The sequence below is a fragment of the Alteromonas sp. V450 genome, assembly GCF_001885075.1.
GTDB lineage: Bacteria > Pseudomonadota > Gammaproteobacteria > Enterobacterales > Alteromonadaceae > Alteromonas.
In genome coordinates this window covers 3724025-3735506 of the sequence record NZ_MODU01000004.1, presented here as the reverse complement: position 1 = coordinate 3735506, position 11482 = coordinate 3724025, and the positions used below count along the sequence as shown (strand labels likewise).

Genomic DNA, 11482 nt, shown 5'->3' with positions numbered 1-11482 from the left:
GTGCTCAGCGCTAATTTACCAAAGAAATACTGAATTCATAGGTATAAGGCGTGTCCAGTTGATGGGTTTCACGCTCGAGTTTGCAGTCGTAGTATTCGGCCGCAGCGTCCATAAGTCCCTCTGCTAGCGCATAGAGCTCTCTTTCAGAATAGTATTGCAGCCGCATACATTTATCGGTTTTAGACAGCACCTTAAACCGAGGCAAATCTGCGTCAGGGTAGAGTTTTTTGACTTGAACGTGAATATCTCCATCGAGATGTTCAAGCATGTCAAACATACTATTTGTGTTTGCAAGTACATCGCCGTGAACAGAACCAAGTTTGCCAAACAAGTAATAACCGAAGTCGTAAAGCAAGGTGTTTGCTGATTTACCTGTTTTTTCTACCAGCACGTTCACCAAACGCTGCATCTCTTCAAACGGGTAATACCCAACGGCAGTGTAGGCACCGTCATTTTCCAACTGAGCCTCCATAATGACGTCATCGGCAAACTCAGGAGACACCTTCTCTTCAAGCATATCTATCAACGATGTAAAAACAATGCCTAACATGTCAAATCCTCTTCTACCCTTAACCTCAGTGTAGTTCACCTAATCTTAAGAACAACTTAAACTTTATGCCGAATTTTCTGCCTCATTCTGGTTATCAGACATCACTAGCTCCACGCTATCAACGCGCTGTAACCCTCTAGGTAGTTTGTTGCCGCGACGTCCTCTTTCACCTTGGTAATGTGTTAAATCATCAGCACTCAATGTCATGCTGCGTTTACCCGCAGAGACCTTGATTGATGCTCCATCGGGAACAACCGTGAGGACTTTTACATACTCTTCTCGAGACTGGGCTTTTGCCGATGGAATGTTTATCAGTTTATTCCCCTTACCTTTACCAAGACTTGGCAAGTCGCGTAACGGAAACATCAACATACGGCCCTCGTTAGAAATACTTAAGCACCAGTCTGAGTCTGGGTTCGCTACTTGAGTAGGCTTGAGCACTTTCGCAGCCCTTGGTAGAGATAGATACGCTTTGCCGGCTTTATTTTTACTGACCATGTCTTTGAAGGTACCGACGAAACCATAACCAGCATCTGAGCCTACCAAGAATTTGCTCTCTTCTTGCGCCATGATCACATGCTCAAAAGACTCACCTCCCACCAAGCTGAACCGGCCGGTTAGTGGCTCCCCCTGACTTCTAGCGGAAGGTAATGCATGTGCATCACAGGAAAATGTACGCCCCGATGAGTCCATGAAAACGGCCGGCAGGTTGCTTTTACCTTCTGCACTCGATAAATACCCATCTCCTGCTTTATAGCTCAACCCTTCGGCATCAATATCATGGCCTTTGGCACAGCGTGCCCAGCCTTTTTCAGACAGTACAACGGTGACTGACTCAGCAGGCACTAATTCCTTCTCTGACAGCGCTTTTGCCTCACCACGCTCAACGATCGGAGAGCGTCGATCATCTCCATACTTCTCTGCATCTGCCAAAATTTCTTTTTTAATTAGTGTTTTAAGGCGTCTATCAGAACCCAATAGCTGTTGAAGCTTGTCACGTTCTTCAGCGAGTTCATCTTGCTCGCCTTTTATCTTCATTTCTTCTAGCTTTGCTAAATGGCGGAGCTTGAGTTCTAAGATCGCCTCAGCCTGTATATCAGTAAGGCCAAATCGCGCCATCAATTCTGGCTTGGGCTTATCATACGTGCGAATAATTTCTATCACTTCATCTATGTTTAAAAAGGCGATAAGCAAGCCTTCTAAGATGTGTAGACGCGCCAACACTTTGTCTAAACGATACTGCAATCGACGTGTAACCGTATCTTTTCTGTATTGCAGCCATTCAGCTAGAATAGTACGTAAGTCTTTGACCTGTGGGCGCCCATCCAAACCAATCATGTTTAGGTTTACACGATAGTTTTTCTCTAGATCTGTTGTAGCAAATAAGTGCTGCATTAATTGAGCAACATCAACACGATTAGAGCGAGGGGTTATGACTAACCGCGTGGGGTTTTCGTGATCTGATTCGTCGCGCAGATCGCTGACCATTGGTAGCTTTTTCGCCTGCATTTGAGAGGCAATTTGTTCAAGGATTTTGGCACCTGATGCTTGATGTGGTAACGCTGTAATAACCACGTCGCCATTCTCTTCGAGATATACCGCACGCATCTTTATTGAGCCTCGCCCAGTTTCATATAACTTTTGGATGTCAGCTTTAGGCGTAATAATCTCTGCCTCGGTTGGGTAATCCGGGCCGTTCACGTGCGCTAATACATCGCTCAGTTCGGCTTTACTGTTGTCGAGTAGTAAAGCGCATGCATTGGCTAACTCGCGAACATTATGGGGGGGAATGTCAGTAGCCATCCCTACAGCAATCCCCGTTACGCCGTTAAGTAAAATGTGTGGTAAACGCGCTGGTAATACGCTTGGCTCTTCTAATGTGCCGTCGAAGTTAGGTACCCAATCCACGGTGCCTTGGCCAAGTTCATTTAAAAGCACCTCTGCAAAGCGAGATAATTTCGCTTCGGTGTAACGCATAGCAGCAAATGATTTAGGATCATCAGGCGCGCCCCAGTTGCCCTGACCGTCTACCAAAGGATATCGATAGGAAAACGGTTGTGCCATCAGCACCATTGCCTCGTAGCACGCTGAATCACCATGCGGGTGGAACTTACCTAGTACGTCACCAACAGTTCTCGCTGACTTTTTATATTTGGCATTAGCACTTAGCCCCAAGTCTGACATTGCATAGATGATTCGCCGCTGAACCGGCTTTAGTCCGTCAGCTATATGCGGCAATGCCCTATCCATGATCACGTACATGGAATAGTTTAAATAAGCATCTTCGGTGAAACGTCGAAGGGGTAATTGCTCCACCCCATCGCGGTTAATGATGATCTCGTCACTCATGATAATTTTTCATTTTGTTATTAATACCAATGCGCGCGTGACTCAATGCCAGCATCAAAACACGATTCTTTTGCGCTGCTGAATTTAAGTTACTCTGCGTTAATCCTTATTGTGGGGGAAAGCACAATAGTGTGCAATACAGCTTAGAGGTAATCTTTTGTCATTCAATGTCGAGAATGGTTTAATGTCAAAAACAGTATCATTACCTTTATATATGTTTATCAGTCGAGTTTTTATTTTCATCATCTGCATTTCAACATTTGCCGTCTCGTTAACCGCAAATAGCCAGCACATTGAGCAGCTATACGATGAAAAAGTTACGCTTGATCTCTCTGATTCACTTTATTACTTACTCGAAAATGACTATCAACTAACGATTGGTGATGTGGCTAGAAGGCGCAGTGACTTTCTCATGCACCCTCACGAAAATCCTAATTTTGGTTTCCGTGAGAACGGTTTATGGCTTCTCACATCAGTGGCCAATGTATCGAGTGAGAGCAATTGGGTTTTTACAATCAATTTTAGCCAGCTGGACAGCGTTGACTTCTACCTCGTTCAAAATGGAAAAGTCATAACACAAAGTCATCAAGGCAAAGCCCAGAAAGAGCAACGATTCAGAGTACCCACATTCAATGTGGATCTTCAAGATAGTGTACCCTTCGACCTTTATGTAAGAATTGAGAGCCATTCTTCTAGCTTAATTGCGCCGCTTAAAGTGCAATCTGCCCCCTCTCATAGCAGCGCTTTTCAGGTAGACAGCCTAGTGTGGGGACTTTTTTATGGTGGACTACTCATTCTTGCTGTTTACAACCTCGCCCTTTATTTCGGCGTTCGTGAAAACAGTCTTTTAGCGTATGTTGGCTATATTCTTGCGGTTGTGCTGTGGCAGTTTGTTTGGGGAGGCCATACTCACCTAGCCTTTACAAGCGGAATACCACTGTGGTTAGTCACGCATAGTGAACTCATCTTTGTCATTATAGGTGTAACGTCGGGTATCTTTACCCTTACATTTCTAAATACTAAGAAAAATTCGCCAACAGCCCACCCTATCATCAAACTGCTGCTGATTTGCCAAGCTGCCACTGGCCTGATTTGTTTTATCAATGTGTTACCTTCAATTTGGAAAAACAATCTTGTATACGGCGTAGGTCTTGTTGCTATTCTCAGTTATATTTACGCCGGATTTGAAGCTTTTGTTAATCAGTTCAAGCCAGCACGCTATTTTATATTCGCTTGGGGCATGCTTGCCTTAGGAGCCGTAGTCGGCATGCTCAGCTTGATTGGCATCCTCCCATCAAATGACTTTACAACCTATTGCTTTCAAGTGGGTGTATTCATTGAGGCTGGCTTGTTTTCATTTGCATTAATGGAAAAAAGCAGGGGCCAGTTGGAAAGAGAGGTTGAACAAGCAACGGACGACCTACGCAATAATATGGAGCTAATCGAAGAACAAAATGCTCGTCTTGATATTGCTAGAAAAGACGCACTAAAAGCGAGTGCAGTTAAGTCTCAATTTTTAGCAAACATGAGCCACGAAATTCGAACGCCATTAAATGCGATCTTAGGATTCAGCAAAGAGTTAAACAACGCACCTTTACCCACCGATCAGCTAGAGCAGGTTCGGATAGTAAATACAGCAGCCGACAACCTGCTTACCATCGTAAATGACGTATTAGATTTTTCAAAAATTGAAGCGGGTAAGTTACGTATTAATAACCAGCCTTTCTCTCCAAATAAGCTCTTGGAAGAAATGGTCACCCTAATGGCAAAATCATCCCATAGTAAGCGCATCGAGTTTGTCTTTGATTTGAAACCGCTTCCCGAGAAACTTATTGGTGACGTATTTCGCATCAAGCAGGTGCTCAATAACCTGTTAAGTAATGCACTTAAGTTCACATCAAGTGGCACTATCACGTTCGCAGTGGAAGGGCGTGCTTTGCAGCACGGGATTTATGAGCTGATGATTACCGTTGAAGACACGGGTATAGGTATCAGTCGACAAGACCGTAAAAAGCTTTTTAATGCTTTCTCGCAAGTAGAAGATGCGCTTAATAGAAGCTACCAAGGAACAGGGCTAGGACTGGTTATCAGCCGAGAATTGGTAAGACTCATGAACGGCGACCTTCACTTAAAAAGTACTCTGGGACAAGGCTCCACGTTTACTGTTACATTACGCATGAACCAGCTAAGCCAGAAATACTCACTGAGTACGGATGAGAAATGGCAAAACAAATCTGTCGTTCTATTTGATCCTGTTCCCGTTACCCGAAGAGCTAGTGCCGGTATCCTTGTAGCACTAGGTGCAAACGTAACCTCTGTTGAATCAATCGATTACCTCTCCACATTACAGGGCCAATACGATTTCTTTATGGCCACCGTACCAGTTACAAAAATATCGTTTAGAGACGCATTCTTACGCCGTTTTGTGCACTTCTCAGCAGATAAGAGGATCCTTTGGTATTCGGGCCCTGAGCCATTTACACAGTACCCGCGTCTTACCCAGCATTTTGATGCGCAAGTACGAATGCCCATGACACTGACAAAACTCGATAGTTTGGTCCATCATCAAAGCGCTCCTGTGCGAAACCCCATGCACGAGAAGATTGATAACCTTCCAAGGGCCAAAGTTCTTGCAGTAGATGATATGGAGATGAACCTCAAGCTTTTACACACTTGGCTTGACCATTCGCCTATCGAGCTAATAACGACGCTCAGTGGGCAAGACGCGGTTAACCAGTGCCAAACCGAAGAATTCGACCTGATCCTAATGGATGTTCAAATGCCAGGAATGGACGGATTACAGGCGACACGCGAAATAAGAAAATCGGCACTGAATATGGGAACGCCTATTGTTGCAGTAACGGCACACGCATTTAAAGAGGAACAAGAGCGACTGCTCGCTTCAGGCATGGACGATTACTTGCCTAAGCCTATTGAAATAGAGCTTCTTATCGATCTCATTAAATCTTGGTGTCACGACATTGAACCAAGCGAAATAGAATTTCCCTCTGTCGATTGGCAACTTGCACTAAAAAGGGCTAACCAGAACGAAGAAACCGCGCAAGAACTGTTCGACAGTTTTTTAGCCTTGCTGCCTGAGGTTATAAATACGTTAGCAGAGCTCTGGGAGAAGAAAGACTTTGTTCGCTTAAAAAGTGAAGTGCATAAACTACATGGCGCGTGTTGTTATACTGGCCTGCCATGCTTGCAACACTTGGCCAATGAAACAGAAAGTGCGCTCAAACTGGGGCAACACAATCTGGTGGCTGAACATTTACCTGCACTGCTGTGCGAGGCTAACCGTGTGCTCGATGAGAACACGCCCTCTTTTTAGCATCGTTAACTTCAGCTATGGCGCTGTTTAGATGGTACGTTGCCTTGCCTGTTGGCATTGAGAAATAAGTGCAGCAAATTCGGTTGCGTCTCGGTCTAGCTCAGAACTTGATATAAAAATGTCTAAGCCTAGACGATTACGCAACTCTACCATTCTGTGTGCAAGCATCGCTTTCACGCCTTTTATGACAGTTCCATCATCCATAACAAACGGTTTGTCGTCGAACATAGACTGCTCGTAACAACTTCCTGAAGCACAATTTTCGCCGATATTTTGCATTAAAAGTGGACGCTGCTCCATGAGAAGATGCGTGGCCAAACGGGGCGATATGGTATTTAAAAAGTCGGTATAACTTTTAATTTTAAAGCCTATTGTTTCCAGGGGAATATGCTCCATACCATGACGTACACGCGGACAATCTGCTCGCTGCAAATTATCCCAATGAATGCGCCAACTTCCCAGCCTATGGCGATAGGTGATGAAGTCTTTTGCTATCTCTAAGCTATATTCCGGCTCTCGAATTTTAAAATAACCGATAAGCAAGCAAACCAATGCGGCGCTGGTAAGGAAAATTCCTGCTAAGAACAACCAATCGGGAAGAAACGCCAACCAAAGCACAGAAATACAAAGACCGATAACGCCAAATACAACACTCGTTATACCGTTGCTTTTCGAGGAGGCTCGAATAAAAATTTGCTCTACTTCAGAACCAGACATAAAAATAAACCAGTACCATGATAATTGCCCACACGATGTAAAGTCGTATACGCCTACACCTCTCGCACTCCGTATTCCACCATCGCAGTAACGGATGTTTACTTCGCATATTTGCTACTCTTTTATACGGTTTATTATATAAGATAGTTTACAGCGCAATACCTTCCTTTTAAAACACCTGACTCTATTGGTGTAATGCGAATTTGCGCTGCTTGAAACTACGATGCAGTTTTATATCGATAGCGCTGAAACGCCGCCACTATTGTCGGTGTAAAAACTAAAGATAATATAACAGAGAAGCCCACGCCACCGGCAAGAACAACGGCAAGTGGTGGCCAGAAGCTTCCTTCACTGAAGAGTAACAAAGGTATTAACCCACCGACCGTTGTGAACGTGGTGGATAATATATGGCGGCTACAGCTCATCGTTTCATCAACAATGGCTTTTGTATTACCTTGTTTAGCCTCAGGGTTTGCGTTAATGGCAGCTATTACAACAATTGACCCATTAATAGCCACACCAATAAGACCTGCACAGCCTAGTAGTGGGTTAAAGCCTACTGGTAAACCAGAGATCCACAAACTGAGCATTCCCAAACCAACTGATAAGACCGCTACCATTGCGATAACACCGGCCATACGCAAACTAGTAAAAGTTAAAATAAGCGTCGTTAGCATCAATACTAATAACACGGGAGCATAGGTACCTAACTTTCCTAGCGCTTGCTGTTGCTCATCTGCATCACCTGCCAAATGAATGCGGTACCCTTGAGGCAATAAAAGTCTACTTTCTAATAACTCTCGTAAGGCTATATTCGCGTCTATCGCCGGCACTCCTGGCAAAAGGAAAGCCTGAATTCGATTAAGTCTTTCACCATTTACCCGCGTAATGCTGCTAATTGCAGGCTGCAATTTTAACGTCGCCACTGCGGCTAATGACGACCATGAAATTGCGTTGTCTCCTGCTACGGGTATCGGCATTGCGTCTACCCCATAGGTGTTTTGTCTATACTGACTGTCAAGTCTTACTCTTACAGGGATCTCTTCTGTGCTTTCTAAAACCGAGCCACCTGTAACGCCTGAAAAATTGCTCTGCATCTGATTTGCTAGTTCTGACAGCGTCAGCCCTAAATACGATAAATTATCGCTATCGGCATTAATCTTTAGCTCAGGCTCCCCCATAGAAATACTGGCAGTGGCCTGTGAAATGCCATTTACCTCAGACATCAGCATACGCACCTGATCACCTAAGTCATTCAGTACATTTAGGTCGGGACCAAAAACTTCTACTTCAATAGGCGCAGCTATCGGAGGACCTTGCCCAAAAGCTCGCACAACTATCTGAATTTGCGGGTACAATTCATCCAAACTACGCTGCAATTCTCCAACTAGTTTCGCTGCATCGTCGACCGATGTTGTCGTCACAACGGCGTTAGCAAAGTAGGGCGTATTATCACGCGTCATTATTTGATTGTAATACACAGAAGGTGCTGACCCACCCACGAGCCATGTGACCTGTTTCACGCCTTCCTCATCTCGAATATGTTGGTCAACGCGCTTTACGTAAGCAGCAGTATTTTCAATACTACTGCCCTCTTTGGCCCACAAATAAACTTCAAACTGGTCGCGGTCGGCGCTTGGAAAGAACACATTAGCCAGTGTTTGCGACAATGCGAACCCGGACAAACATAAAATGGTCACAGCGGGTAAGACCAATAGAGGTTGTTTAATCCATCGTCCTAATTGACGTTTAAAGACCTCTGTGAGCTGAGGGGCTTGAAGCCCTACCAAAAACCAAGATTTAGGCGTTTCTTGGCCTTTTTCGCCTACGTTTTTAGGTAAAAATCGGGCTGCTAATGCAGCAATAATAGTTAACGATATGAACAATGAGCCGATAAGCGCCATTACAACACTAATTGCGATAGGCCCAACAAAATCTCCGATATTTCCATCAAGCAGAAAAATAGGCATAAACCCCAGAATCGTTGTTAACGTAGACGCCAGCAAAGGCGCAAATAAATGGGATACGCTTTTTGCCATTGCACCGACGCGGGTTAAGTCTGGGTCTTGTAAATTAATTCGTATTTCATCGGTTATCACAATTGCGTTGTCTATGAGCAACCCTATCCCGATGATCATTCCAAAAATAGACATCTGATGAATTTGCTCGTTGTAAAAACTTAGCGAAAACAATGCAAACGCAGCACACAAAGGCAGGGCTATTCCCACTATCCATGCTGCCCTGAACCCCATGAAAAGCAATATGACAAACATGACCACCGCACACCCCATTAATAAGTTAATGGAGAGATCAGAGAGTCTCGAAGCCGTATATTCGTTTTGCTCAAACACCACCGTTGCTGTGATAGAACCACTAAAATCCTGATTAAATTGTGCTACAACATCGAGCGCGTTCTTCGTCCAGACATCTGACCGCAATGAGGGTTGCATACGCGCTGCGATAAAAATAGATTCTTCTCCATTTACATAGCCAATTTCACTTCTTGGCGTTGTGTAGCTCCGTTTCACACTTGCAATATCTTCTACTCGCAAATAACGTCCTTGCGAGTTCACCAAAGGAATTGAGGCAATCATATTAACGCCATCAAGTCCCTCGCCTACGGTAAAGCGTAGGTTGCTTTGTTGTGTATTAAGCGTTCCTGCAGGCAATTTAGGATCGGCTTCTCTTATCAAAGCGCTTACTTGTTGAAGAGTAAGCCCCGTGGATGCAAGTTTAGTGGGGTCTATATTGACGCTTATTTCTTCTTTTGGCGCACCATAATTCCTTACTAATTCCGTTCCACTTACATTGCGCAGTCTATCGGTAAGCTCTTGTGCTAAGCGACCTGTCAGCGTTATGGGCGTTGTGTCTGGGTGATTAGCGCTAAGTGACAGAAGTAAAGTAAATGCTGTTGCGCCACGCTTTTCGTCAAAAATAGGCGCCATTGCCCCCGGAGGGAATGACGCAGAGGCAGCGCCTATTGCATCGCGGATTTCACTGAACAACTCTTCGTTGCTGGTATTATCAACCCAATCTTGTGTTTCGATAAGAATGACAGAAATGCCTGCTCGCGAAGTAGATTTCACCTCTTTTATTTCAAAAATCTCCCGCAGTCTATCTTCTATTACGTCGCTCACCAACGCCTCAACTCGCTCTGCTGAAGCACCGGGATAAGGCGTGATAATCATTGCGTTGCGGGTATCAATTCGGGGATCTTCTATACGTGGTAAAGCGCCTAGCGCCGACAAGCCAGCTGTTATTAAAATTAAAATACTTAATATCAGTAAATGACCTCGTCGGTAAAACAACGTGTACCAGGGGTATGATTTATCAGTATTAACGTTAAAAGGCTTCATTACATTGCTCCGCTTTCTCTTTGAGAGGAAAGCGAAACCACTTGCCCTGGCGCTAGCTTGTGCGTCCCTTCGTTAACAAAGGTTTCTCCATTTTTTATTGCGCCGCGAACAAACGCATCTTTACCATCTGTGTAAATCACTTCGACAACGCGTGCCTCGAGCTTCGGCTGCTGATTATTTGCAATGACAAAAACGCGCCACAGCCCACGCAGACCATTACTCAGCGCATTTACTGGCAGCCAGGCTCCAGCTTCATTGTGAACGCGTTCGCCTGTAAGTAAACCCATATCGCCGGGTCTAACGCCTTCGTTATTTTTTAACGTAACAAGTATGTCTATGGTACGTGTCTGGACATTCCTGATTGGCAACCTTTGCGTGACTGTGCCTTGAATTCGACGCTGGCCCACTTGGACGTCAACGACCTGTCCCATTGAAAATTGTTCTATAACGTCAGCGGGTACCGCAAACCGTGCGTGAAATGCGTCCACGCCGGTAACACCCAATACAGGTACACCCGAGTTAGTAACACTGCCCTCATCGACAAAACGTCGTGTAACAACACCGTCAAAAGGTGCTTTTAAGGTAGCCTTCGATATCTCAACATCCATAGAATGAAGTGATGCTTGAATTTGGCTTCGCTGCGCTTTCGCTATGTTTAACGCCGCTTCAGTTTCATCAAGCCGTTGAGAGGATTCCAGCTTTCTTTGCACAAGTGATATCGTGCGTTCGCTATTTACTTTTGCCAACGCCAAATCAGCGTCAGCTCTCGACAAACTCGCTTCTAATTCTTGCTTTTTGGCTCGAAGACGCTCGATATCAAGATGCGCTAGTATTTGTCCTTCGTTCACCCGCTCACCTTCTTCAACGAAGATTTCGTTCACACGACCGGCAATATCAAAAGACAATGACGTTGTTTTAGGCGATTCAATTAAGCCATAAATGCTAATTGGCGTTTTGAAACCTTTCTGTAGAGCAATGACACTCGTCGATACATTAACCGGGAGCCGAGCTTCTGGTGATTGTGTAGCATTTCCTAACCCCGCCGTAATAAGCAGAACAACAAGTACGGCGACAAAACCAACAATGGCAATTAATAACGAAGTTTTGCCTTCTTGAGGAGCGTTGCTTTGCCTGGTCATATCAGATCCTTTTTCAAAAATAACAGGGTTATAATTG

The 11482-nt window shown here is 44.7% G+C and carries 6 protein-coding genes; 1 reads left to right on the top strand and 5 read right to left on the bottom strand.

Annotated elements, in window-relative coordinates; genetic code table 11:
• Positions 1–10: 10 nt before the first annotated feature.
• Together BK026_RS16400 and parC are read right to left on the bottom strand one after the other, a co-directional pair.
• Positions 11–550, bottom strand: a complete 540-nt coding sequence (locus BK026_RS16400; protein WP_071816799.1) for a heme NO-binding domain-containing protein — start codon at positions 548–550, stop codon at positions 11–13.
• A 63-nt stretch (positions 551–613) separates the two neighbouring features.
• Positions 614–2899: a DNA topoisomerase IV subunit A gene (gene parC, locus BK026_RS16395; protein WP_071816798.1), complete on the bottom strand. Its 2286-nt coding sequence runs from the start codon at positions 2897–2899 to the stop codon at positions 614–616.
• 214 nt (positions 2900–3113) lie between these two features.
• Here parC and BK026_RS16390 point away from each other — a divergent pair, with 214 nt between their 5' ends.
• On the top strand, positions 3114–6233 hold the full coding sequence (locus BK026_RS16390) for a hybrid sensor histidine kinase/response regulator (RefSeq protein ID WP_071816797.1): 3120 nt from the start codon (positions 3114–3116) through the stop codon (positions 6231–6233).
• 27 nt (positions 6234–6260) lie between these two features.
• Here the strand turns inward: BK026_RS16390 and BK026_RS16385 are convergent, their stop codons facing one another.
• From BK026_RS16385 to BK026_RS16375, 3 genes are all read right to left on the bottom strand, one after another.
• On the bottom strand, positions 6261–6950 hold the full coding sequence (locus tag BK026_RS16385) for a DUF2982 domain-containing protein (RefSeq protein WP_071816796.1): 690 nt from the start codon (positions 6948–6950) through the stop codon (positions 6261–6263).
• 218 nt (positions 6951–7168) lie between these two features.
• Positions 7169–10306 (bottom strand): efflux RND transporter permease subunit, encoded by a 3138-nt coding sequence (locus BK026_RS16380; protein WP_071816795.1) that lies wholly within the window; start codon positions 10304–10306, stop codon positions 7169–7171.
• Positions 10306–11445, bottom strand: coding sequence for an efflux RND transporter periplasmic adaptor subunit (locus BK026_RS16375; RefSeq protein WP_071816794.1), 1140 nt, complete (start codon positions 11443–11445; stop codon positions 10306–10308). Before BK026_RS16375 ends, BK026_RS16380 begins: the two co-directional genes overlap by 1 nt.
• Positions 11446–11482: the final 37 nt, after the last annotated feature.

Excerpts from the sequence above, each read along its gene's own strand:
- parC (WP_071816798.1), bottom strand. The coding sequence starts at position 2,899 with ATGAGTGACGAGATCATCATTAACCGCGATGGGGTGGAGCAATTACCC.
- BK026_RS16400 (WP_071816799.1), bottom strand. The coding sequence starts at position 550 with ATGTTAGGCATTGTTTTTACATCGTTGATAGATATGCTTGAAGAGAAG.
- BK026_RS16375 (WP_071816794.1), bottom strand. The coding sequence starts at position 11,445 with ATGACCAGGCAAAGCAACGCTCCTCAAGAAGGCAAAACTTCGTTATTA.
- BK026_RS16385 (WP_071816796.1), bottom strand. The coding sequence starts at position 6,950 with ATGTCTGGTTCTGAAGTAGAGCAAATTTTTATTCGAGCCTCCTCGAAA.
- BK026_RS16390 (WP_071816797.1), top strand. The coding sequence starts at position 3,114 with ATGTTTATCAGTCGAGTTTTTATTTTCATCATCTGCATTTCAACATTT.
- BK026_RS16380 (WP_071816795.1), bottom strand. The coding sequence starts at position 10,306 with ATGAAGCCTTTTAACGTTAATACTGATAAATCATACCCCTGGTACACG.